Raw genomic sequence first — 23,203 nt, 5'->3', positions numbered from 1 at the left:
GTCTCGCGGACTCTCCGAGCGGGTACGGCCGGCGTCAGCCGACCGCGCCCTCCATCTGCAGCTCGATCAGACGGTTGAGCTCCAGGGCGTACTCCATGGGCAGTTCCTTGGCGATCGGCTCGATGAAGCCGCGCACGATCATCGCCATCGCCTCGTCCTCGCTCAGCCCCCGGCTCATCAGGTAGAAGAGCTGGTCCTCGCTGACCTTGGAAACGGTCGCCTCGTGCCCCATCGCCACGTCGTCCTCGCGGATGTCGACGTACGGGTAGGTGTCCGATCGGGAGATCGTGTCGACCAGCAGCGCGTCGCACTTGACCGTGCTCTTGCTGTGGTGCGAGCCCTCCAGCACCTGCACCAGACCCCGGTACGAGGTACGGCCGCCGCCCCGGGCGATCGACTTCGACACGATGGTCGAGGAGGTGTGCGGTGCGGCGTGCACCATCTTCGCGCCGGCGTCCTGGTGTTGCCCCTCGCCGGCCATGGCCACCGAGAGCACCTCACCCTTGGCGTGCTCACCGGTCATGTAGACGGCCGGGTACTTCATGGTCACCTTGGAGCCGATGTTGCCGTCGACCCACTCCATGGTCGCGCCCTCGTGGCAGACGGCGCGCTTGGTAACCAGGTTGTAGACGTTGTTCGACCAGTTCTGGATGGTCGTGTAGCGGCACCGGGCGTTCTTCTTGACGATGATCTCCACGACCGCGCTGTGCAGCGAGTCGGAGGAGTAGATCGGGGCGGTGCAGCCCTCGACGTAGTGCACGTACGCGCCCTCGTCGACGATGATCAGCGTCCGCTCGAACTGGCCCATGTTCTCCGTGTTGATCCGGAAGTAGGCCTGTAGCGGGATCTCCACGTGCACGCCCTTCGGCACGTAGATGAACGAACCACCCGACCACACGGACGTGTTCAGCGCGGCGAACTTGTTGTCGCCGACCGGGATGACCGTGCCGAAGTACTCCTTGAAGAGATCCTCGTGCTCCTTGAGCGCGGTGTCGGTGTCGAGGAAGACGACGCCCTGCTCCTCAAGGTCCTCACGGATCTTGTGGTAGACGACCTCGGACTCGTACTGCGCCGCGACGCCGGCGACCAGCCGCTGCTTCTCCGCCTCCGGAATGCCCAGCTTGTCGTACGTCTTCTTGATGTCCTCGGGCAGGTCCTCCCAACTGGCGGCCTGCTTCTCGGTGGACCGGACGAAGTACTTGATGTTGTCGAAGTCGATGCCGGTGAGGTCCGCCCCCCAGGCCGGCATCGGCTTGCGGCCGAACAGCCGCAGGCCCTTCAGCCGCAGGTCGAGCATCCAGGCCGGCTCGTTCTTCTTGCCCGAGATGTCCCGGACCACCGCCTCGTTGAGGCCACGCTGAGCGGCCGCGCCGGCCACGTCGGAGTCGGCCCAGCCGTATTCGTAACGGCCGAGGGCGGCGAGGTGCTCCTCCTGGCTGATCGGCTGAACGATCTGCTCGGTCATCTATCTGTCCTCACAGTGGTGACGGTGTTACCGGTCTGAGCACGCCCGGACTGGGCCGGAATGTGCGTGGTGCACACCCCGTCGCCGTGCGCGATGGTGGCCAGGCGCTGTACGTGGGTGCCGATCAGTCGGGAGATGACCTCGGTCTCGGCCTCGCACAGCTGGGGAAACTCGGCGGCGACCTGCGCCACCGGGCAGTGGTGTTGGCACAGTTGACCGCCGGAGGCGATCGTGGACGCGTTGGCAGCGTAGCCCTCTGCGGTGAGCGCGGCGGCAAGTGCCTCAGCCCGGGAGATCGGGTCGTCGGCGGCACCGGCCAGCACCGCCTCGCAGCGCGCCTCCAGCGCGGCCACCTGGTCCTCCGCGAAGGCGGTCACCGCCTGCGGGCCACCCTGCCGGGCGATCCAGCGCAACGCGGAGGTGGCCAGACCGTCGTAGGTGTGGGCGCCGCAGCGGCCCCGCGCCGCGTCGGTGAGCAGAAAGACCTTGGCCGGACGCCCCCGGCCGCGCCGCCCGCGTACGGACGGTTCGCGGGCGATGACGTCCCCCTCGGCGAGCATCGCGTCGAGGTGTCGGCGGATCGCCGCCGGGCTGAGGCCCAGTTCCGCGCCAAGCTGGGCCGCGGTGGTGGCACCATGCTCCAGCAGCAACTGGGTCACCCGATCCCGGGTACGCAGGTCCGCGAAGTCGCGGGGCCGCGCATCGGCACCAGCGGCAGCGGGCACGGCGGCACCGGCGGCCGCACCGGCCACCGACTCACGCTCAGAGAGCTCCGCCGCGTTTTTCACTACGCCAACGTTACGTATTTCGAAGAGCCCCTGCAAATCCGACCTGCGGTGATCCACACCACCGAGTGACAGACACTGCTCGGAACGACAAAAACTACAGTGCGTAGGATTAGCGTCGTGAACGGAATCGCCGGGTATTTCGGCAGTCCGCGCGTACTACGCCGGCTTGCCCTGGCCTCGATCATCGCCAACATCGGCATTGTCGTCACCGGCGGTGCCGTACGACTCACCGGGTCCGGCCTCGGCTGCCCCACCTGGCCCCGCTGCACCGAGGACTCCTACGTCACCACGCCCGAAATGGGCATCTACGGGGTGATCGAGTTCGGCAACCGGCTGCTGACCTTCGCGGTGGGCCTGATCGCCCTGCTCGGGGTGCTCTCCGCGCTGCTCCAACGCCCCCGGCGCAAGACGCTGGTCCAACTCTCCATCGCCGTCTTCCTCGGCGTTCCGGCCCAGGCCATCATCGGCGGGTTCACCGTGCTCACCGACCTCAACCCCTGGGTGGTCGGGCTGCACTTCCTCGCGTCCATGGCCGTCATCGCGGCGGCGTACGTCTTCTGGCGGGCGACCTTCGAGCCGGGCGAGACGGCACCGGCGAGCGTGCCGACCCCGCTGCGCACCCTGACCTGGATCACCACCGTGGTCAGCGCCGCCGTGCTGGTGGTCGGCACCTGGGTGACCGGGAGCGGGCCGCACGCCGGTGACCAGGACGCCAAGCGCAACAACCTCGACCCCGAGTCGATTTCGCAGGTGCACGTCGACCTCGTCTTCCTGCTGCTCGGGCTCTCGGTGGCGCTGTGGTTCGCGTTCCGCGCGGTCGGCGCGACCGACGCCGCCCGAGCCGCACTGGTGCTTCTCGCGGTGGAACTCGGCCAGGGCCTGATCGGCTTCGTGCAGTACTTCACCCACCTGCCCGGCATCCTGGTCGGCGCGCACATGTTCGGCTCCTGCCTGGTCTGGCTCGCCACGCTCGCCGTGCTCCGGGCCACCGGGAGCCGCTGGCCGTCGAACACCAAGCGGGCCAGCTCACCCAGCTCGTCGATCGACGACTCCCGGACACCGGACCCGCTGCCGGTGCGCTGACCCGATCGGGTCTACCCCTGCCGGTCAGACCCGATCAACAGCGGCCCTTGGCTCGGCACCGCCGCTGCGGTCGTACCCATGGCCTGCAGAAACCGAAGTTTGTCGGCGGTCTCCGATGCTGACGGCGTCGTGTACGTGACGATGCGAAGGTCGTTGTCGCCTGTGGTGAGGACGTCACAGTCAAAAATCAGCCGGCCGACGGCGGGATGATCGATGGTCTTCCGCTCGGCGGTGAACGGGACGACGGCCCCATCGGCCCACATGGCGGCGAAGACCGGATTGGCGTCGAGCAGGTCACTGACCAGTTGCCGGACGAACCGGTCGTGCGGATACTTTCCCGAGGTCAGGCGCAGGTCAGCGACGAGTGCCCGCTGGAACCGCTCGAATTCCTCGGGGACGACGACGATCGGCGGTGCGATGCTGGTGAACACGGTCCACGCCAGGTTGCCGGATCGCCCGGTGGCGATCCCACCGAAGACCGTCGTCCACAGGCTGTTGCACGACAGCAGCGTCCAGGCGGCGTCGTAGACCGCGATCGGAGTATCAGCCAGCCGAGACAGCAGGCGCTGCACCCCGGGCGATATGTGGGTGGGCACGACGAGTTCCGACGGCGGCAGGTGTCCGGCGAGCCGGTAGAGATGGTCGCGTTCGCTCCGGGATAGTTGCAATGCCCGGGCCAGTGCCGCGACGACCTGTGCCGACGGGTTACGCACCCGCCCCTGCTCCAGTCGCACGACGTAGTCAACGGAAAGATCCGCGCACACCGCGAGTTCCTCACGGCGAAGCCCGACCACCCGGCGCAGGGTGCCACTGGGCATGCCCAGGTCACCGGGCTGCATCCGCTCACGCCAGAGGCGCAGCGTGCGCCCGAACTCCGTCCGGCCTGATGTCATGCCGTCAGGCTATAACCGTCCCGGCGGGCCAGGGTGGTACCCGCCGTCCCAGGGACGCTGCCTCAGAGGTTGGCGCGGGCCAGGGAGGCAGCGTTGCGCACACCTAGCGTCAATCGCATCAGGCACCAGCGCCGCAAGCCGGACCGTCCGGCGCGCCAGCGCCGACCACCACTCAACGGAAACGGACCAACCATGAACAACGCACACCGCGACGCCCTCGACCTGACGCAGGCGTTCTTCGCCGCATTCGAGGGCCGCGACCGGGCCGGGGTCGACGCCGTACTCGCCCCGAACGCGAACATCACCATTCCGCTGTCGATCGACGGTACGCCCGAGCCGTGGTACGTCTTCGACGGCAAGGAGCACGTGCTGGGCTACATCGACTCCGTCATCGCGAAGTTCGACCATCTCGCCTTCCTCGACAAGCACTACACCGTCAGCGAGGATGCGACATCGGTCTTCCTGCAGGCCAACGGCGACATCCTGTCGACCGCCGAAAAGCTCGTATACCGCAATGTCTACGTCTTCAAGGTAGAGGTCGAGAACGGGAAGATCGTCAAGATCTGGGAGTACGCGAACCCCGTCGCGTACGCCAACCTCGGCATCGACGATTCGGAGGCGGAAGCCGCCGCCAAGGCACGCTGAGCACGCGGCCCCGGCGCCGGCCGCAACCGGTTCCGGGGCCCGTTCAGATCACGTGACGAACCTGAAAACCACCCCCGGCCCGACGAGGAAGATCGGGCCGGTCCGTGGGAACTCAGCCCAGCCGGGTCAGGATGGCCTGAGCCAGTCGCTCGGCGGCCCCCTCGGCATAGCCGAGGAAGAGCGACGGCTCGGTCAACTCCAGCTCGACCAGCACCGGGAAACCATCCGGGCCGGGAATCAGGTCGACCCGGGCGTAGAGCAGCCGCTCCGGGCCGCCCGGCACCGCCGCCAGCACTCGCTCGGCGACCGCCCGTTCCGCGTCGCTCGGGGTACGGGCGGTGATCTTCTCGGTCCGGTAGAGGCCCTCGACGCCGTAGTCCGGGCCGGTCAGCATCGGCCCCTTGCGGATCGCATGGCTGAACCTGAGGCCATCCGGCGTGGCGAAGAACATCAGCGCGGTCTCCCCCGCCGTGTCCACGTCCGCCAGGTACGGCTGCACCATGGCGACCCGTCCGACGGCGGTCAGCCGGGCCACGTGCGCGACGGCGAGCTGTCGGTGCTCCTCGTCGGCGCAGTCGTACCGGCCGGTGTCCACGCTGCCTGCCCCGACCGCCGGCTTGATCACGTACTCGCCGTCGCGCGGCGCCGACCAGTCCTCTCCCGGCCGGACCCAGGTCGTCGGCACCGTCGGCACACCCGAGGCGGTCAGGGCCTCCAGGTAGCGCTTGTCGGTGTTCCACGCGACGATGTCGGCCGGGTTCGCCAGGGCCGGCACGGTGGCGGCCCAGGTGACGAACTCGTCGCGCCGTGGCGCGTAGTCCCAGGGGGAACGCAGCACAGCCGCCTGGTAGGCGGACCAGTCGACGCCGGGGGTGTCCCAGATGACCGCCTCGGCTCGGATACCCAGGGCGGTCAGCGGTCCGAGCACCAGACGGTCGTCATCCTCCAGTTCGGGAAGCTCGGCGCAGGTGACGAGCGCGACCCGGGGCTCGCCGGCAATCCCGGCGGGGTGGGGTGTCGACATTCAGCGGGCCAGCGTGCGGCGCGCCATCGACCGCCAGAGGTCGCTGCTGGGGCGCATCTCGTCCATCAGCTCCCGCTCCCACTCGTTCTCGACGGTGACGCCGGCGCGGACGCAGGCGAGGCGGGCGACATCGGTGCCCTCAGCGAACTGGTCGGCCCAGACGCCGTCGGCGCCGACCAGGACGATCCGGGCACCACGCTTACCGACGTACTCGATGACCGCCTTCGCGCCACCGTGGCCGGCGGCGAACGCACGAATACCGGAAACCAGGCCGGCGGCGGTCTGGGGCGTGACGGTCTGATCGGCCGTCAGCGTTGTATCGGAACCATCTGCCATGACGCGAAGCGTAAGCAGAACTCAGCTCACGTGCCGGACGGCTCCCGATTATTTGTGATTCCCATTACCACATCACGAATAAATTACGGACTATAGTTTCGACCGTTTTATCCCGCTATATACGGATTTTCTCGCTCAGCAATAAGTCTCGAAGCCCCCCGTCAGCAACACTGCCGGCAGATGGTGAGATTTCGCGCGTTCGGCACCAAAAGCGACAAACAGCGCTTTTGGTCGCTTATCGCCGCAAGCGCCTCAGACCAGCGCGTCGATCGCAATGGCGGCGAACAGGATGGTGAGGTAGGTGTTGGACCAGTGGAACAGGCGCATCGGTTTGATCGCGTCACCCCGGGCAGACCGCTGGGCCAGCCGGTGCGCCTCCAGCACGAAGACCGCCCCCGCCACCACGGCGGTGATCCCGTAGATCGGGCTCAACCCCAGTGGCCAGGCGACCAGCGACGCGAGCACAGTCAACCAGGTGTAGGCCAGGATCTCCAGGTTGACCCGCCGGACCGAAGCCACCACCGGCAGCATCGGGATACCGGCCCGGGCGTAGTCGACCTTGTATTTGATCGCCAAGGCGTAGAAGTGCGGCAGCTGCCAGAAGAAGACCAACGCGAACAGTGCCCACGCCACCGGGCTCAGCGATCCGGTGACCGCCGCCCAACCGATCAGCACCGGGGCCGCCCCGCAGATGCCACCCCAGAAGGTGTTCAGCACCGTCGTGCGCTTGAGCCACAGCGTGTAGACGAGGTCGTAGTACGCGATCGAGGCGATGGTCAGGATGGTGGCCAGCCAGTTGGTGAAGGTTGCCATCAACGCGATCGAGACCGCGGCGAGCACCAACCCGAAGATCAGCGCACTGCGCGGGGCCACCGTGTGCGTCGGCAACGGGCGGCGCTTGGTGCGCCGCATCAGCTGGTCGATGTCCCGGTCGATGTAGCAGTTGAGAGCGCTGGCGCCACCCGCCGCCAGCGCGCCACCGACCAGCACGACGGCCACCAGCCACAGCGACGGCAGCCCCTCGGCCGCCAGCATCATCGCCGGGATCGTCGTGATCAGTAGCAACTCGACGATGCGGGGCTTGGTGAGCGAGACGTACGCCCGAACCACGTCGCCGACACCACTGCGCTGCTGCCCCCGCGTACCGGCCGCTGCCGGCTCGGCCGTCGATCCGCTGGGGCCGGTGGTGACCGGTGGCTCGGTGATCATGCTCACGAACTGCCAACCTTCCAGCGTCGGCTCGGGAGTTTCGAATCAGCGGCGACCGGGCACGATCTGCACGCCGACCGACAGCCTACGCGGCGACATTTACGCTGCCCGGGCGACCCGGTAACGGTGCTCGCGATCACACGTCCGGGCGGAATCCGGCCGGTTGCCTCATGTCTCGCGGAACGGGCATACACGATCCGCAGGCGTACGTTTAGGGACGATCGCTAGGGTCAACAGTGAGGGTTCCGCCCACTGCCAAGGAGCACAGACAATCGTGGCTGCCAACCGACCCACGCACGACCCGTTGAACTGGTCCGATCTCGACCGCCGCGCCGTCGATACCGCCCGTGTCCTGGCCATCGACGCCGTGGAGAAGTCCGGCAATGGCCATCCGGGCACGGCGATGAGCCTGGCGCCCGCGGCCTACCTGCTGTTCAACAAGGTCATGCGGCACGACCCCACCGCCCCCGACTGGGCCGGCCGGGACCGCTTCGTACTCTCCGCCGGGCACACCAGCCTCACCCTCTACGTCCAGCTCTACCTCGCCGGCTACGGCCTCAGCCTGGACGACCTCCGGTCGCTGCGGCAGTGGGGATCACTCACCCCGGGCCACCCGGAACACGGACACACCAAGGGTGTCGAGACCACCACCGGCCCGCTGGGCCAGGGCGTCGGCAACGCGGTCGGCATGGCGATGGCCGCACGACGCGAGCGCGGTCTGCTCGACCCGGACGCCGAACCCGGCACCTCGGTCTTCGACCACCACGTCTACTGCATCGCCTCGGACGGGGACATCGAGGAGGGAATCAGCCACGAGGCCAGTTCCCTCGCCGGACACCAGAAGCTCGGCAACCTCACGCTGATCTACGACGACAACGAGATCTCCATCGAGGACGACACCCGGATCGCCAAGAGCGAGGACGTGGCCGCCCGCTACGAGGCGTACGGCTGGCACGTCCAGACCGTCGACTGGCGCTCCGGTGACCTCGACGACGGCCACTACAAGGAGGAGCTCCAGGCGCTGTACACCGCGCTGATGGCGGCCAAGGCGGAGACCGAGCGTCCCTCGTTCATCGCGCTACGCACCATCATCGGCTGGCCCGCGCCGACCAAGCAGAACACCGGCAAGATCCACGGTTCGGCGCTCGGCGCCGACGAGGTGGCCGCCACCAAGGAACTGCTCGGCTTCAACCCGGGACAGCACTTCGCCGTGGACGACAAGGTGCTCGCCCACGCCCGTGAGGTGCTGGAACGCGGCCGGCAGGCACGCGCCGAGTGGGACAAGGCGTACCAGGCGTGGGCGCAGGCCTTCCCGGACCGCAAGGCGCTGCACGACCGCATGGCCGCCCGGGCGCTGCCGGCCGGCTGGACCGACGCGCTGCCGGAGTGGGCCGCGGACGCCAAGCCGATCGCCACCCGGGCCGCCTCCGGCAAGGTGCTCAACGCCCTCGCCCCGGTGCTGCCCGAACTCTGGGGCGGCTCGGCCGACCTGGCGGAGAGCAACAACACCACCATGGAGGGCGAGCCGTCGTTCATCCCCGCCGAGTACGCCACCAAGGCGTTCCCCGGCCACGAGTACGGCCGCACCCTGCACTTCGGCATCCGTGAGCACGCCATGGGCGCCATCCTCAACGGCATCGCCCTGCACGGCGGTACCCGCCCGTACGGCGGCACGTTCCTGGTGTTCAGCGACTACATGCGCCCCTCGGTACGGCTCGCCGCGCTGATGAAGCTGCCGGTCACCTACGTCTGGACGCACGACTCGATCGGCCTCGGCGAGGACGGCCCGACCCACCAACCGGTGGAGCACCTGACCGCGTTGCGGGCCATCCCCGGCCTGGACGTGGTCCGTCCCGCCGACGCCAACGAGACCGCCATCGCCTGGCGGGAGGCGCTGCTGCACACCGACCGGCCGACCGCACTGGCGCTGACCCGCCAGCCGGTGCCGGTGCTGGACCGCAGCACCCTCGCCGCCGCCGACGGGGCGGCCAAGGGCGGCTACGTACTGGCCGAGGCCTCCGACGCCCAGCCGCAGGTGATCCTCATCGGCACCGGCTCCGAGGTGCAGCTCTGCCTCACCGCCCGGGAGCGGCTGGAGGCCGAGGGCACGCCCACCCGGGTCGTGTCGATGCCCTGCCAGGAGTGGTTCCGGGCGCAGGACGAGGCGTACCGGGAGTCGGTGCTGCCGCGCGGCGTACGGGCCCGGGTCAGCGTCGAGGCCGGGATCGGAATGTCCTGGCGGGACCTGGTCGGCGACTGCGGCGAGACCGTGAGCCTGGAGCACTACGGGGCGAGCGCGCCCCACACGGTGCTGTACGAGCAGTTCGGCTTCACCCCGGACCGGATCGTGGCCGCCGCCCACGCGTCGCTCACCCGGATCGGTCAGATCACCGGCAGCACCACCGGCAACTGAGAGAACGAGGTCGAAATGACGGACAGGTTGAGTGAACTGACCGCCGCCGGCGTGGCAGTCTGGCTCGATGATCTATCCCGGGTACGGCTCAGCTCCGGCGGGCTGGACCAGCTGCGCCGGGAGAAGCACCTGGTCGGGGTGACCACCAACCCGACCATCTTCGCCAAGGCGCTCAGCGACGCCGACGAGTACAACTGGCAGCTGCGCGACCTCGCCCAGCGGGGGGTGACCGTCGAGGAGGCGGTCCGCATGCTGACCACGTACGACGTGCGGTGGGCGTGTGACGTGATGCGCCCGGCGTACGACGCCTCCGGCGGGGTGGACGGCCGGGTCTCCATCGAGGTCGACCCGCGCCTGGCCTACGAGACCGAGAGGACGGTGGCCGAGGCCAAGGCGCTGTGGTGGCTGGTGGACCGGCCCAACCTCTACATCAAGATCCCGGCGACCGAGGCCGGCCTGCCGGCCATCACGGCGACCCTGGCCGAGGGGATCAGCGTCAACGTGACGCTGATCTTCGGGCTGGAGCGCTACTCGCAGGTGATGGAGGCATTCCTGGCCGGGCTGGAGCAGGCCAAGGCCAACGGGCACGACCTGTCGAAGATCGGCTCGGTGGCGTCGTTCTTCGTCTCCCGGGTCGACACCGAGGTCGACAAGCGGCTGGAGAAGACGGGCTCGGCCGAGGCGAAGGCAATGCGGGGCAAGGCCGCCCTGGCCAACGCCCAGCTCGCCTACGAGCGTTACGCCGAGGTCTTCTCCTCGGCCCGCTGGCAGTCCCTCGCGGACGCCGGGGCCCACCCGCAGCGCCCGCTCTGGGCCTCCACCTCCACCAAGAACCCGGACTACCGCGACGTGATCTACGTCGAGGAACTGGTCGCCCCCGGCACCGTCAACACCATGCCGGAGCCGGTCATCCACGCCTACGCCGACCACGGTGAGACCCGGGGCGACACGGTCACCGGCAGCTACGACGAGGCTCGCCAGGTCTTCGCCGACCTGACCGCCCAGGGCATCGACTTCGACGACGTGATCGAAACCCTGGAACGCGAGGGCGTGGAGAAGTTCGCGGTCAGCTGGCAGGAACTTCTCGACGGTGTCCGCGACTCGCTCGAAGCGGCAGCACAGGGCGCAGGCCAGCCCAACCGGGCCGCCCAGGGCCACGCCGAGGCCGCCCAGCAGGCAGGAGGCAACGCGTGAGCCAGGCAACCAGCGATCTGTTCGATGGCCCGGTCGAAGCAGCGGCCGGGCTCGCCGTGTACGGCGCGGAGGCGATCGACCGCTCCGCGCCGGCCTCCACCCGGGCGGCCCTGGCCGCCGACGACGCCGCCCGTCGGCTCGCCGAAAAGGATCCGACCCTGTGGGGGCCGGACGCCCAGGACGAGGCGAAGATCCGGCTCGGCTGGGTGGACACCTTCCGCCGCAGCCGGGAACTACTCCCCCAGCTCGCCGAGCTACAGGCCGAACTGGCCGACCTCGACCACGTGGTGCTCGCCGGAATGGGCGGATCGTCGCTGGCCCCCGAGGTCATCGCCCGTACCACCGGCCGGGCGCTGACCGTGCTGGACACCACCGACCCCGGGCAGGTCCGCGCCGCCCTCGCCGAGCGGCTGCACCGCACCGTCGTGGTGGTGGCCAGCAAGTCCGGCTCGACGGTGGAGACCGACAGCCACCGGCGGGCCTACTGGCAGGCGTTCCTCGACGCCGGGTTGACCGAGGCGGAGGCGGGGCGGCGGTTCGTCATCGTCACCGATCCCGGCTCGCCGCTGGCGACCACCGCCAACGAGATGGGCGCGTACGTGGTGCTCGCCGACTCCGACGTGGGTGGCCGATACTCCGCGCTGACCGCGTTCGGACTGGTCCCGGCGGCCCTGGCCGGGGTGGACGTGGCTGAGTTGCTGGACCAGGCCGAGGCCCTGGCCGAGTCGCTGGCCGGCAACGAGGGCAACCCGGGTCTGGCTCTCGGTGCCGCGCTGGGCACCGCCGCCACCACCGGGCGGGACAAGGTCGCCCTGGTCTCCGACGGCACCGGCATCGACGGGCTCGGCGACTGGATCGAGCAGCTGATCGCCGAGTCGACCGGCAAGACCGGGATCGGCATCCTGCCGGTCGTGGTCGAGGGACCGCACAGCCCGGGTGCCACCGGCGACGATGTGCTGACCGTGACCTACGGTGGCGCGCTTTCGGCCGGTGCGGTACCCGGCAACGGGGTGAGCCCACACCTGGCCGTCAACGGCCCGCTGGGCGCGCACTTCCTCGCCTGGGAGTACGCCACCGCCATCTCCGGCGTGCTGCTCGGCATCGACCCGTTCGACCAGCCCAACGTGACGGAGTCGAAGGAGAACACCAACCGGCTGCTGGGTTCGGGGCTGCCGGCCGAGGCACCGGCCTTCACCGAGGGCGCGATCGAGGTGTACGCCCCGGCGGGTGCCCCCGGTGACCTGGCCGGCGTACTGCGCTGGCTGGTAGCGGGGCTGGGCACGGACGGCTACCTGGCGGTCATGGCCTACCTGGACCGGTTCGCCGACGCTGACGCAGCTCAGACCCGGCCGGCGCTGGCTGAGGTCTCCGGTCGGCCGGTCACCTTCGGTTGGGGGCCACGTTTCCTGCACTCGACCGGGCAGTACCACAAGGGTGGCCCGCAGGTCGGTTCCTTCCTGCAGATTACCGGCGCGGTCAGCGACGACCTGCCGGTACCGGGCAAGCCGTACACGTTCGGGGAGCTGCAGGCGGCGCAGGCCGCCGGGGACCGGCAGGCGTTGGCCGAGCGGCTCCGGCCGGTGGTACGGCTACACCTGACCGACCGGACGGCTGGGCTGGCCCAACTGCTCGACACGATCCACCACCTGCGGTCCTGACCCGCCGCGATGAATGAAGAAGGAGGCGGCGTGAACCCGCTGCGCGACCCGCAGGACCGGCGGCTGCCGCGCATCCCCGAACCATGCGCTCTGGTGATTTTCGGGGTGACCGGCGACCTGGCTCGCAAAAAACTGTTGCCGGCCGTGTACGACCTGGCCAACCGGGGTCTACTCCCACCGGGATTCGTGGTACTCGGCTTCGCCCGGCGTGACTGGGGGGACGGCGACTTCGAGTCGCTGGCCTACGAGGCGGCCCGCAAGAACGCTCGTACGCCGTGGCGGGATGAGGTCTGGGCCCGACTCGTCGGCAACATCAAGTTCGTTGGTGGTTCGTTCGACGACGACGAGGCCTTCGACCAGTTGGCCGTCATGCTCGACGAGCTGCGGGGCAGCCACGGCATCGCGGGTAACGCCGCCTTCTACTTCTCCATCCCACCGGCCGCCTTTCCGGTGGTGCTCAAGCAGCTCGCCCGTACCGGCATGGCGGACAACGCCAAGTCGGGCGGGTGGCGGCGGGTCGTGGTGGAGAAGCCGTTCGGCTTCGACCTCCAGTCGGCCAAGGAGCTCAACGAGCTGGTCGACGACGTGTTCACCCGCGACGATGTGTTCCGGATCGACCACTACCTGGGCAAGGAGACCGTACAGAACATCCTCGCCCTGCGGTTCGCCAACAACCTGTTCGAACCACTGTGGAACACCAAGTACGTCGATTCGGTGCAGATCACCATGGCCGAGGACGTGGGCATCGGCTCCCGGGCCGGCTTCTACGACTCGGCCGGCGCGGCCCGTGACGTGCTACAGAACCACCTGCTGCAACTGCTGGCGCTGGTGGCGATGGAGGAGCCGACCAGCTTCGACGCCGCCGAGATCCGGGCCGAGAAGCTGAAGGTGCTGCGCGCCATCACCATCCCCCGGAACGTGGCCAGCGGCACGGTACGCGGGCAGTACCTGCCCGGTTGGGTGGCCGGCCAACGGGCGGTCGGCTACCTGGAGGAGAAGGGGGTGCCGGCCGACTCCACCACCGAGACGTACGTCGCGGTGCGGCTCGGCATCCAGAACCGGCGCTGGGCCGGGGTGCCGTTCTACATCCGGGCTGGTAAGCGCCTCCCCCGACGGGTCACCGAGGTCGCGGTCATGTTCAAACGCGCCCCCCACCTGCCGTTCAACCATGCCGACGTGGAGATGCTCGGCAACAACCAGCTCGTCATCCGGGTCCAGCCCGACGAGGGTGTGGTGCTGAAGTTCGGTTCCAAGGTGCCCGGCACCGCCATGGAGGTCCGGGACATCGCGATGGACTTCCAGTACGGCGAGGCGTTCACCGAGGCGAGCCCCGAGGCGTACGAGCGGCTCGTGCTCGACGTGCTCATCGGGGACCGGACGCTCTTCCCGGACGCCGCCGAGGTGGAGCAGAGCTGGCAGGTCATCGACCCGCTGGAGGCCGCGTGGCAGGACACCACCCCCGACCCGTACCGGGCCGGCGAATGGGGTCCCCGCTCGGCCGACGAGATGCTCGCCCGCGATGGCCGCTCCTGGCGGCGGGCATGACCGGCGTGAGCGGTGTAAGCGGGGCAAGCAGCGCCGTGACCGGTGTGAGCGAAGCGAGGGGCGGCGTGAGCGAACCAACCTGGAGGTTCCGTTGATCGGGCTGTGGGATACCAGCGGCAACGAGGTGGTCAAGGCGTTGGCCGCCGAGCGGCGCAGTGCCGGTGGAGTGGCCAGCGGGATGGCGCTCACGCTCATCGTGGTAGCCGACGAGCGGCAGGTTCGGGAGGCCGAGGCCGCCGCGACCATAGCCGCCGCAGCCCATCCGTGCCGACTGCTGGTGGTCGTACGCTCCGATGTGGACCGCGACCGGGACCGGTTGGACGCCGAGATCGTGGTCGGTGGCCGGCTCGGTCCCTGCGAGGCCGTGGTGATGCGGATGTACGGCCGGCTCGCGCTGCACGCCGAGTCGGTGGTGATGCCGCTGCTGGTGCCGGACGTGCCGGTGGTGACCTGGTGGCACGGTGAACCGCCAGAGGAGATCGCCACCGACTTCCTCGGGGTGGTCGCCGACCGCCGGATCACCGACTCCGCGCAGGCGGCCAACCCGATCGAGGCGTTGCGGCTGCGCGCAGCCGACTACGCCCCGGGGGACACCGATCTCGCCTGGACCCGGATCACCCTCTGGCGCACCCTGGTGGCCGGCGCCTTCGACACCGTCAACGCGCAGATCACCGAGGCCACCGTCGTCGCACCCACCTCGGACCCGACGGCGGCGCTGATGTGCGGTTGGCTCTCCGCCCGGCTCGGCATCACGCCGAAGTGGGAGCAGTCCGATCATTTCCAGCGGATGCGCTCGGTGGAGCTGTGCACCGCCAGCGGGGACCACCTGCTGCTGACCCGGGAGGACAGCGTGGCCACGTTCCAGCGTACGGGCCAGGCGGAACGCCAGCTGCCGCTGGTCCGACGCCCCCTCGGCGAGGAGTTGGCCGAGGAGTTGCGGCGGCTGGACGCCGACCAGATCTACGCCGAGGCCCTGGGTGCGATGGCCGGCACTCCCGGCCTGCAATCGCGACCGGACCGGCGGGTGCACGTCTGGAAGGATCCGGCGACCGCCGAGCGGGCGGAGGCGGGGATCACCACACACGCCACGACGAATGAGACCGGGCGTCCCAACGTGCCGCAGGGTGGGGTGGTATGAGCGAGACCAGCGTGGTGGTGCACGCCGACCGGGACGTACTGGCCCAGGCGGTCGCCGCCCGCCTGATCGTGCGGTTGATCGACGCCCAGGCCGAACGCGGCCAGGCCGGGCTGGTGTTGACCGGGGGGCGGGTCGCCGCCGCCATCTATCGGGCGGTGCGTGACCTGCCTGCGCGGGACGCGGTCGACTGGTCCCGGGTGGACGTGTGGTGGGGGGACGAGCGCTTCCTCCCGGCTGGCGACCCGGAGCGGAACGAGACCCAGGCCCGGGAGGCGCTGCTCGACGCACTTCCCCTGGATCCGGCCCGGGTGCATCCGATGCCGGCTTCGGACGGGCCGGAAGGCGACGACCCGGAGACCGCCGCCGCCACCTACACCGCTGCCCTGGCCACCGCCGCCCGGCCCGGTACGGCGACCCTGCCCCACTTCGATGTGCTGCTGCTCGGCGTTGGTGAGGACGGGCACGTCGCATCGGTCTTTCCGGGGCACCCGGTCGTCTATGAGACCCGCCCGGTGAGCGCGGTACGGGGCAGTCCGAAGCCACCGCCGGTGCGTACCACCCTCACCCTGCCGACGATCAACACGGCGGACGAGGTGTGGTTGGTGGCGACGGGCACCGACAAGGCTCGGGCGGTCGGCATGGCCCTGGCCGGGGCCGGGCCGGTGCAGTTGCCGGCGGCCGGGGTGTGCGGGGTGAGCCGTACCCTCTGGCTGCTGGACCGGGCGGCGGCCGCCGATGTGAAACCCACCTTCCGCAGCCTGCGCTGACCCCCCTTTCGTGTTGATCAAGAGATTTACGTCAGGTCAGGGCCGGTCCGGCGACGTAAATCTCTTGATCAACGGGGAGGGGCGGGGCAGGTAGGGAGGGGCGGGGCAGGCGGGGAGGGACGCTGACCCCGGGGAACGGAGAAACGAGTGAGCGCGGCCCGTGATCACGGGCCGCGCTCACTCGTGGAGCTGCTATATCGCCAACGGTGTCAGGCCGCGCCGTTCGTCGCCAGCTTGAGCCAGAGGCCCAGGCCAATGATGCAGGCGAACCAGACAATCCCTACCAAAACCGTGTAGCGATCCAGGTTCTTCTCCGCTACCGAGGAGCCGGCAAGGCTGGAGCTGACACCGCCACCGAACATGCTCGACAGCCCGCCGCCCTTACCACGATGCAGCAGGATCAGCATGGTGAGCAGCGCGCTCGTGATGATCAGCAACACGATCAACGTGTACGCGAACCAGATCGGCATAGTAGGGGGCAGTCCTCTCGTCACGATCCACGCCCGGCTGACGACCGGGACGCATCGGCACCGACCTGCGGGCGGGGCTCGTCAAGGATAGCGAGCAGTCAGCGGTTGATGTGCTCCGGGAACCGACAGATTTGCACGAACTCCTCGGCGTCCAGGGCCGCCCCGCCGATCAGCGCCCCGTCGACGTCCGGCTTGGCCATGATTCCGGCGATATTCGCCGCCTTCACCGAGCCGCCGTACAGGATTCGCACCTTGTCCGCCGTCCCCTGGCCGAAGGTGTCGACCAGCCGCTGGCGGAGGGCACCGCAGACCTCCTGCGCGTCCTCCGGCGTGGCCGTCTTGCCGGTGCCAATCGCCCACACCGGCTCGTAGGCCACCACGACCTTCTCCACCTGCTCCGGGGTGAGCCCCTTCAGCGCCGCGTCGAGCTGGTCGGTGCAGTGCGCGACCTGGCGGCCCTGCTCGCGGACGTCCAGCCCCTCCCCCACGCAGAGGATCGGGCTGATGTCGTTGGCCAGCGCCGCTACCACCTTGGCGTTGACCAGCGCGTCGTCCTCGTGGTGGTAGGCCCGCCGCTCGGAGTGGCCGATCACCACGTACTGGCAGCCGAGCTTGGCCAGCATCGCGCCGGAGATCTCCCCGGTGTAGGCCCCCGACTTGTGCGGCGACAGGTCCTGTGCCCCGTAGCCGATCAGCAGCTTGTCACCGTCGACCAGCGTCTGCACGCTCCGCAGGTCGGTGAAGGGCGGGAGCACCACCGTCTCCACCTCGGTGAGCTGCTTCTCGTTAAGGCTGAACGCCAACTTCTGGACCAGGGCGATGGCTTCCAGATGGTTGAGGTTCATCTTCCAGTTGCCGGCCATCAGCGGCCGGCGTATGGCCTTAGGCACTGCGTCCCCTTTCGTTCGCGACTGCGGGGCTCGCAAGCTCGCTCCTCGCGCTCACGGTCACTCTTTCGTTCGCGACTGCGGGGCTCGCAAGCTCGCTCCTCGCGCTCACGGGTCACTTCTCCAGAGCGGCGATGCCGGGGAGGGTCTTGCCCTCCAGGTATTCCAGCGAGGCACCCCCGCCGGTCGAAATGTGCCCGAACGAGGACTCGTCCAGACCCAGCGCACGTACCGCCGCTGCCGAGTCACCACCGCCGACCACCGTGAAGCCGTCGACTGCGGTGATCGCCTCGGCGACGCCCTTGGTGCCGGCCGCGAAGGCGGGCATCTCGAACACGCCCATCGGGCCGTTCCAGAAGACCGTCCGCGCCCCGGAGATCACCTCGGCGAACTCCGCCACACTGCGCGGCCCGATGTCCAGGCCGAGCCGGTTCGGCGGAATCGCGTCGGCGGCCACCACGTCGTGCTCGGCGTCCGGGGCGAACGCGGTGGCGGCCACCACGTCGACCGGCAACAGGATCCGCCCGTCCGCCCGGGCCAGCAGGTCCCGGCAGGTGTCGAGCATCTCCTCCTCCAGCAGCGAGGTGCCCACCTCGTGGCCCTGGGCCTTGAGGAAGGTGAAGCACATCCCGCCGCCGATCAGCAGCCGGTCCACCTTCGGCAGCAGGGCCTCGATCACCGCGAGCTTGTCGGAGACCTTCGACCCGCCGAGCACCACGACGTACGGTCGGTCCGGCTCCCCGGTCAGCCGGGACAGCACCTCGACCTCCCGCAGCACCAGCCGGCCGGCGAAGTGCGGCAACCGGGCCGGTACGTCGTAGACGCTGGCGTGCTTACGATGCACCGCGCCGAAGGCGTCATCCACGTACGCCTCGGCGAGGCCGGCCAGCTGATCCGCGAAGGCCTCCCGCTCGGCGGCGTCCTTGCTGGTCTCCCCCGGGTTGAACCGGAGGTTCTCCAGCAGGGCCACCTGCCCGGCGGTCAGCGCCTCGACCGTGGACCGGGCCGACTCGCCGACGGTGTCCGATGCGAACGCGACCGGCGCGTCGATCAGCTCGCCGAGCCGGGTGGCGACCGGCGCGAGGGTGTACTTCGGGTCCGGCGCGCCCTTCGGGCGGCCCAGGTGTGAGCAGACGACGACCGCGGCGCCAGCCTCCCGCAGCGCGGTCAACGTCGGCAGCACCGCACGGATCCGGCCGTCATCGGTGATGGCGCCGGACTGCTTGTCGACGGGCACGTTCAGGTCGGCGCGCACCAGCACGCGCCGACCTGACACCCCCTCGGCCAGGAGATCGTCGAGGGTACGAATACTCACAGGGAGCTGCCGACCAGCTTGACGAGGTCCACCAGGCGGTTGGAGTAACCCCACTCGTTGTCGTACCAGCCGACCACCTTGGCCTGGTTGCCGAGCACCTTGGTCAGACCGGAGTCGAAGATGCAGGAGGCCGGGTCGGTCACGATGTCGGAGGAGACGATCGGGTCCTCGGTGTAGGTCAGGATGCCCTTGAGCGGCCCCTCGGCGGCGGCCTTCATCACGGCGTTGACCTCCTCCACCGTGGTGTCCCGGCCGAGCTCCACGGTCAGGTCGGTGGCCGAGCCGGTCGGGATCGGCACCCGCAGCGCGTAACCGTCCAGCTTGCCCTTCAGGGTCGGCAGCACCAGACCGATCGCCTTGGCCGCACCGGTGGAGGTGGGCACGATGTTGAGGGCGGCGGCCCGGGCCCGGCGCAGGTCCTTGTGCGGGGCGTCCTGGAGGTTCTGGTCCTGGGTGTAGGCGTGGATCGTGGTCATCAGACCACGCTCGATGCCGAACGTGTCCTGCAGGACCTTCGCCATCGGGGCGAGGCAGTTGGTGGTGCAGGAGGCGTTCGAGATGATCGTGTGCTGCGCCGGGTCGTAGGTGTCCTGGTTGACCCCCATGACGACGGTGACGTCCTCGTTCTTGGCCGGGGCCGAGATGATGACCTTCTTGGCACCCGCCTCGACGTGCGCGCGGGCCTTGGTCGCGTCGGTGAAGAAGCCGGTCGACTCGATGACGATGTCGGCACCCAGGTCACCCCAGGGCAGCTTGCCCGGGTCCCGCTCGGCGAACACCTTGAAGGTGTGCGACCCCACGGTGATCTCGTCAGCGGTCGCCTTGACCTCATGCGGGAGGCGGCCGAGGATGCTGTCGTACTTGATCAAATGCGCCAGCGTGGCGTTGTCGGTCAGGTCGTTCGCACCGACCAACTCGATGTCCGCGCCCGACGCGAGCATTGCCCGGAAGAAGTTACGCCCGATCCGGCCGAAGCCGTTGATGCCAACCCGGATGGTCACAGGTCCCATCTCCTCGCACTCTCGTCCGCCGACGTCAGCCCGATGGCCGGCGGAACTGGGCCGACCGCTGGGGCCGACCGTTGACAAATCCTCTCGGCCACCCCGCCGCGGTCCGGAGACCTGACCGCCCGAGGCGGTGGTACGACGGGGAGACCGGCTGTCGGCACCGTCGCCGTACGCTGCGACCCTATCGGAGCGAGCCGCGTCGCGCTGCGTCGGGGCATAATCCGGCCCAACGGTTTCGCCGGGCCGAAACGCGTACGCCGGGCCGGATCGCGTCCAGCGAGCCGGCCCCGGCCCGACCACCCGATCAGACCACCAGCATGTCCGGGGTGACGGCGGCTTCGGTGTCCGGGATTCCCAGGTCCCGGGCGCGCTTGTCGGCCAGGGCCAGCAACCGGCGGATCCGGCCGGCGATCGCGTCCTTGGTCAGCGGCGGATCGGCCAACGCTCCCAACTCTTCGAGGGAGGCCTGCCGGTGCTGGAGCCGCAGCTGTCCGGCCGAGGTCAGGTGGTTGGGCGCGTCGTCGGCGAGGATCTCCAGGGCCCGGGTGACCCGGGCGGCGGCGGCCACCGCCGCGCGCGCCGAGCGGCGCAGGTTGGCATCGTCGAAGTTGGCCAGTCGGTTGGCGGTGGCCCGCACCTCGCGGCGTACCCGGCGTTCCTCCCAAGCCAGCACACTGGAGTGCGCGCCGATCCGGGTCAGCAGCGCGGAGATCGCGTCACCGTCCTTGACGACCACCCGGTCCACGCCCCGTACCTCGCGGAACTTGGCCGTGATCCCGATCCGGCGAGCCGCCCCGACCAGCGCCAACGCCGATTCCGGGCCCGGGCAGGTGATCTCCAACGCACAGGACCGGCCCGGCTCGGTCAGCGAGCCATGAGCCATGAACGCGCCCCGCCAAGCCGCCACCGCGCAGCAGACATTGGCGGCCACGACGTGGGGTGGCAGGCCCCGCACCGGCCGCCCCCGCACGTCGAGCAGGCCGGTCTGGCGGGCCAGGGCCTCGCCGTCCTTGACCACCCGCACGATGTAGTGGCTGCCCTTGCGCAGCCCGCCGGGGGCGAGTACGTGGATCTCGCTCGGATAGCCGTACACGTCGGCGATCTCCCGGCGCAGGCGCCGGGCGACCGCCCCGGTGTCGAGTTCCGCCTCCACCACGACGCGACCGGAAACGATGTGCAGTCCGCCCGCAAACCGCAGCAGGGCGGCCATCTCTGCCCGACGGCAGCAGGGTTTGGGCACGTCCACGCGGCTCAGCTCATCCTTCACCGCAGCCGTCATCGCCATTCTGTCGTCACCTCACGGGCCGGTTTCCGGCATGCTGCCGGGTGTTCGTACGTGCTTAACGATCGGCGCCCAGGACAGGCACCAGCGCGGCCCCCAGCGCGGCTGGATCATGGCGGGGCGTGCCGTCCAGGACGGCCACCGGGGCAAGCACCAGACGGGCACCCAGCGATTCTGCCGCACGCTCGACCGGTTCTGGTTCACCCACCGCCTTCCCGTCCGCCAATACCAGATCCACCTGCAGCTCGGGCAGATACCACCGCAATGCCGCGAGGTGATCGGCGACCGACAGCCCGAGGGTCTCCTTCTCCGCCGCGAGGTTCAGGGTGACCAGCCGGCGGGCGGGGCTGGCCACGATCGCCCGGGCCAGTTCGGGCACCAGCAGGTGTGGCAGGACGCTGGTGTACCAACTGCCTGGCCCGAAGATCAACCAGTCGGCCGCGCCAATCGCCGCGACCGCCTCCCGACACGCCGCCGGGTCGGCCGGCACCAATCGCAACGATTCGACCCGCCCGGTCGTAACGGCCACCTGATGCTGACCGCGTACGGTCCGCACCTCGTCGGGCCGTCCGGGCACGGCACCGCGCACCTCGGCCTCGATTCCCACCGGCTGGCAGGACATGGGCAGGACCCGCCCGACCGCACCGAGCATGGCGGCAGCGTGGTCGAGTGCCACCACCGGGTCGCCCAGCAACTCCATCAGCCCACACAAGACAAGGTTGCCGACCGCGTGACCGGCCAACGAATCGTCGGCCGCCGTACCGACGGCCGGTGCGGCGAAGCGATACTGCAACAGGTCGGCGCTCAGTTGGGTGGCCGGATGATCGCCGGCCAACGCCACCAGCGCCTGCCGCAGGTCGCCCGGGGGCAGCGCCCCTCGCTCAGCCCGCAGCCGACCGCTGGAGCCGCCGTCGTCGCCCACCGTCACCACGGCGGTGATCTCCAGGTCGAGTTCCGGCGCGCAGTGCCGCAGTGCCCGCAGGGACGCGGAGAGCCCGTGGCCGCCGCCGAACGCGACCACCTTCCGCGCCGTCATTCGCGCCCCAGGTCACGGTGCTGGGCGTTGGCCGCGAGCCGCGCCTGCCGAAGTTGGGCCGCCAACTCCTCGGCGATCGCCACACTGCGGTGTTTACCCCCGGTGCAGCCAACCGCCACGGTCAGATAGCGCTTCCCCTCCCGCTCGAACCCGGGCACGGTCGCGTTGATCAGACGGACATACGACTCCACGAACGGCACCGCGCCATTCTGGCCGAGAACGTACCGACTCACCTCCTCTTCGCGTCCGGTGTGCTCGCGTAGTTCTGGCACCCAGTACGGATTTGGAAGGAATCTGGCATCCAGGACAAAGTCCGCGTCCGGCGGTAGGCCGTACTTGAAGCCGAAGGAGAGGACGGTCACCCGCAACCGGCGGGCGTCCTCGCCGCCGAACAGCTCCTCCACCCGGCTCCGCAACTGGTTGACGTTGAGATGGCTGGTATCGATGATCACGTCGGCCTGTTCCCGCGCCTCCGCCAGCAGGCCACGCTCGACCGCGATGCCGTCGGCGAGCCGCCCGTCGCCCTGCAACGGATGCGACCGCCGGACGCTCTCAAACCGCCGGATCAGCACCTCGTCGTCGGCGTCGACGAAGACCACCCGGGGCTGGAAGCCGCGGTCCTTGAGGTCGCGGATCGCCCCGGCCAGGTCGGTGGAGAAGGCCCGGCTCCGTACGTCGAGCACCATCGCGGTATTGCGGGCCGCACCGCCGGCCCGAAAGGCCAGTTCGGCCATGTCGAGCAGCAGCGCCTGCGGCAGGTTGTCCACCACGTAGAAGTTGACGTTCTCGAGCGCCCGAGCCACGGTGCTGCGACCACCGCCGGAGACTCCGGTGACCACCACGAGCGTCATGTCCGACCGGTTCGACGGTGCCACCGCCGACTTCCCGCTCTCGGGTGTCCCGACCGTCTCGCTCGTCACCTGGCCCCCCAAAAAAACTCGTGTCCGAAAAACTCGTGTCCGAGACCGTTCGGTCGGTCATCGACCAACTCCACGCGTACCAGATCGATGTATAGTCGGCAGCCACCGTCCCAGGCAGCTGAGCCGCA

21 protein-coding genes are annotated in these 23,203 nt (G+C 69.5%); 8 read left to right on the top strand and 13 right to left on the bottom strand.

The window, feature by feature from the left end; translation table 11 throughout:
• Positions 1-34 precede the first annotated feature (34 nt).
• A complete protein-coding gene (sufB, locus tag ACWDV4_RS26235) occupies positions 35-1,465 on the bottom strand; it encodes a Fe-S cluster assembly protein SufB (protein ID WP_449983828.1) in 1,431 nt (476 codons plus the stop codon).
• On the bottom strand, positions 1,462-2,253 hold the full coding sequence (locus ACWDV4_RS26230; RefSeq protein WP_449983825.1) for a helix-turn-helix transcriptional regulator: 792 nt from the start codon (positions 2,251-2,253) through the stop codon (positions 1,462-1,464). Before ACWDV4_RS26230 ends, sufB begins: the two co-directional genes overlap by 4 nt.
• Before the next feature lie 99 nt (positions 2,254-2,352).
• Between ACWDV4_RS26230 and ACWDV4_RS26225 the strand changes: the two genes are divergently transcribed.
• Positions 2,353-3,336, top strand: coding sequence for a COX15/CtaA family protein (locus ACWDV4_RS26225; RefSeq protein ID WP_449983822.1), 984 nt, complete (start codon positions 2,353-2,355; stop codon positions 3,334-3,336).
• Positions 3,337-3,347: 11 nt separating this feature from the next.
• Here ACWDV4_RS26225 and ACWDV4_RS26220 read toward each other — a convergent pair whose 3' ends face one another.
• On the bottom strand, positions 3,348-4,229 hold the full coding sequence (locus tag ACWDV4_RS26220) for a helix-turn-helix transcriptional regulator (RefSeq protein WP_449983818.1): 882 nt from the start codon (positions 4,227-4,229) through the stop codon (positions 3,348-3,350).
• 192 nt (positions 4,230-4,421) lie between these two features.
• Between ACWDV4_RS26220 and ACWDV4_RS26215 the strand changes: the two genes are divergently transcribed.
• Complete coding sequence (locus ACWDV4_RS26215; RefSeq protein WP_449983816.1) at positions 4,422-4,874, top strand: nuclear transport factor 2 family protein; 453 nt, start codon at positions 4,422-4,424, stop codon at positions 4,872-4,874.
• A 112-nt stretch (positions 4,875-4,986) separates the two neighbouring features.
• Here the strand turns inward: ACWDV4_RS26215 and ACWDV4_RS26210 are convergent, their stop codons facing one another.
• From ACWDV4_RS26210 to ACWDV4_RS26200, 3 genes are all read right to left on the bottom strand, one after another.
• The gene (locus ACWDV4_RS26210) at positions 4,987-5,898 is read right to left on the bottom strand and encodes an ATP-grasp domain-containing protein (RefSeq protein WP_449983814.1); all 912 of its coding nucleotides are present in this window, start codon (positions 5,896-5,898) and stop codon (positions 4,987-4,989) included.
• Complete coding sequence (locus ACWDV4_RS26205) at positions 5,899-6,234, bottom strand: hypothetical protein (protein ID WP_449983811.1); 336 nt, start codon at positions 6,232-6,234, stop codon at positions 5,899-5,901.
• A 252-nt stretch (positions 6,235-6,486) separates the two neighbouring features.
• Positions 6,487-7,449: a heme o synthase gene (locus tag ACWDV4_RS26200; RefSeq protein WP_449983809.1), complete on the bottom strand. Its 963-nt coding sequence runs from the start codon at positions 7,447-7,449 to the stop codon at positions 6,487-6,489.
• A 268-nt stretch (positions 7,450-7,717) separates the two neighbouring features.
• Between ACWDV4_RS26200 and tkt the strand changes: the two genes are divergently transcribed.
• The 6 genes from tkt to pgl all read left to right on the top strand — a co-directional run bounded on the left by tkt (position 7,718) and on the right by pgl (position 16,158).
• Entirely contained in the window at positions 7,718-9,856 is a 2,139-nt protein-coding gene (gene tkt, locus ACWDV4_RS26195) for a transketolase (RefSeq protein ID WP_449983807.1), read from the top strand.
• 15 nt (positions 9,857-9,871) lie between these two features.
• Positions 9,872-11,050: a transaldolase gene (gene tal, locus ACWDV4_RS26190; protein ID WP_449983805.1), complete on the top strand. Its 1,179-nt coding sequence runs from the start codon at positions 9,872-9,874 to the stop codon at positions 11,048-11,050.
• Entirely contained in the window at positions 11,047-12,708 is a 1,662-nt protein-coding gene (locus ACWDV4_RS26185) for a glucose-6-phosphate isomerase (RefSeq protein ID WP_449983803.1), read from the top strand. Before tal ends, ACWDV4_RS26185 begins: the two co-directional genes overlap by 4 nt.
• 9 nt (positions 12,709-12,717) lie before the next feature.
• Entirely contained in the window at positions 12,718-14,253 is a 1,536-nt protein-coding gene (zwf, locus tag ACWDV4_RS26180) for a glucose-6-phosphate dehydrogenase (protein ID WP_449983800.1), read from the top strand.
• A gap of 91 nt (positions 14,254-14,344) precedes the next feature.
• Positions 14,345-15,391, top strand: coding sequence for a glucose-6-phosphate dehydrogenase assembly protein OpcA (locus ACWDV4_RS26175; protein ID WP_449983918.1), 1,047 nt, complete (start codon positions 14,345-14,347; stop codon positions 15,389-15,391).
• Positions 15,388-16,158, top strand: coding sequence for a 6-phosphogluconolactonase (pgl, locus tag ACWDV4_RS26170; protein ID WP_449983797.1), 771 nt, complete (start codon positions 15,388-15,390; stop codon positions 16,156-16,158). Before ACWDV4_RS26175 ends, pgl begins: the two co-directional genes overlap by 4 nt.
• A gap of 209 nt (positions 16,159-16,367) precedes the next feature.
• Here the strand turns inward: pgl and secG are convergent, their stop codons facing one another.
• The 7 genes from secG to rapZ form a co-directional block, all read right to left on the bottom strand.
• Entirely contained in the window at positions 16,368-16,628 is a 261-nt protein-coding gene (gene secG, locus ACWDV4_RS26165) for a preprotein translocase subunit SecG (protein WP_449983794.1), read from the bottom strand.
• 98 nt (positions 16,629-16,726) lie between these two features.
• Complete coding sequence (tpiA, locus tag ACWDV4_RS26160) at positions 16,727-17,491, bottom strand: triose-phosphate isomerase (protein WP_449983916.1); 765 nt, start codon at positions 17,489-17,491, stop codon at positions 16,727-16,729.
• Between the two features lie 139 nt (positions 17,492-17,630).
• A complete protein-coding gene (locus ACWDV4_RS26155) occupies positions 17,631-18,830 on the bottom strand; it encodes a phosphoglycerate kinase (protein WP_449983791.1) in 1,200 nt (399 codons plus the stop codon).
• Complete coding sequence (gene gap / locus ACWDV4_RS26150; RefSeq protein WP_449983788.1) at positions 18,827-19,831, bottom strand: type I glyceraldehyde-3-phosphate dehydrogenase; 1,005 nt, start codon at positions 19,829-19,831, stop codon at positions 18,827-18,829. The genes ACWDV4_RS26155 and gap overlap by 4 nt, the downstream gene beginning before the upstream one ends.
• Positions 19,832-20,141: 310 nt before the next feature.
• Positions 20,142-21,122 (bottom strand): DNA-binding protein WhiA, encoded by a 981-nt coding sequence (whiA, locus tag ACWDV4_RS26145; RefSeq protein WP_449983786.1) that lies wholly within the window; start codon positions 21,120-21,122, stop codon positions 20,142-20,144.
• Positions 21,123-21,177: 55 nt separating this feature from the next.
• Positions 21,178-22,155: a gluconeogenesis factor YvcK family protein gene (locus tag ACWDV4_RS26140; RefSeq protein WP_449983783.1), complete on the bottom strand. Its 978-nt coding sequence runs from the start codon at positions 22,153-22,155 to the stop codon at positions 21,178-21,180.
• Complete coding sequence (gene rapZ / locus ACWDV4_RS26135; RefSeq protein WP_449983913.1) at positions 22,152-23,006, bottom strand: RNase adapter RapZ; 855 nt, start codon at positions 23,004-23,006, stop codon at positions 22,152-22,154. Before rapZ ends, ACWDV4_RS26140 begins: the two co-directional genes overlap by 4 nt.
• Between the last annotated feature and the right edge of the window lie 197 nt (positions 23,007-23,203).

Source organism: Micromonospora sp. NPDC003197 (assembly GCF_053590565.1).
Note: the sequence above shows the minus strand (reverse complement) of the source record. Positions and strands in the feature narration are given on the sequence as shown.

What these genes read in the sequence shown, in the direction of transcription:
- tal (WP_449983805.1), top strand. Translation starts at nt 9,872, where the DNA reads ATGACGGACAGGTTGAGTGAACTGACCGCCGCCGGCGTGGCAGTCTGG.
- ACWDV4_RS26215 (WP_449983816.1), top strand. Translation starts at nt 4,422, where the DNA reads ATGAACAACGCACACCGCGACGCCCTCGACCTGACGCAGGCGTTCTTC.
- ACWDV4_RS26205 (WP_449983811.1), bottom strand. Translation starts at nt 6,234, where the DNA reads ATGGCAGATGGTTCCGATACAACGCTGACGGCCGATCAGACCGTCACG.
- sufB (WP_449983828.1), bottom strand. Translation starts at nt 1,465, where the DNA reads ATGACCGAGCAGATCGTTCAGCCGATCAGCCAGGAGGAGCACCTCGCC.
- ACWDV4_RS26220 (WP_449983818.1), bottom strand. Translation starts at nt 4,229, where the DNA reads ATGACATCAGGCCGGACGGAGTTCGGGCGCACGCTGCGCCTCTGGCGT.
- tpiA (WP_449983916.1), bottom strand. Translation starts at nt 17,491, where the DNA reads ATGGCCGGCAACTGGAAGATGAACCTCAACCATCTGGAAGCCATCGCC.
- pgl (WP_449983797.1), top strand. Translation starts at nt 15,388, where the DNA reads ATGAGCGAGACCAGCGTGGTGGTGCACGCCGACCGGGACGTACTGGCC.
- rapZ (WP_449983913.1), bottom strand. Translation starts at nt 23,006, where the DNA reads ATGACGCTCGTGGTGGTCACCGGAGTCTCCGGCGGTGGTCGCAGCACC.
- whiA (WP_449983786.1), bottom strand. Translation starts at nt 21,122, where the DNA reads ATGGCGATGACGGCTGCGGTGAAGGATGAGCTGAGCCGCGTGGACGTG.
- ACWDV4_RS26140 (WP_449983783.1), bottom strand. Translation starts at nt 22,155, where the DNA reads ATGACGGCGCGGAAGGTGGTCGCGTTCGGCGGCGGCCACGGGCTCTCC.
- secG (WP_449983794.1), bottom strand. Translation starts at nt 16,628, where the DNA reads ATGCCGATCTGGTTCGCGTACACGTTGATCGTGTTGCTGATCATCACG.
- ACWDV4_RS26210 (WP_449983814.1), bottom strand. Translation starts at nt 5,898, where the DNA reads ATGTCGACACCCCACCCCGCCGGGATTGCCGGCGAGCCCCGGGTCGCG.
- zwf (WP_449983800.1), top strand. Translation starts at nt 12,718, where the DNA reads ATGAATGAAGAAGGAGGCGGCGTGAACCCGCTGCGCGACCCGCAGGAC.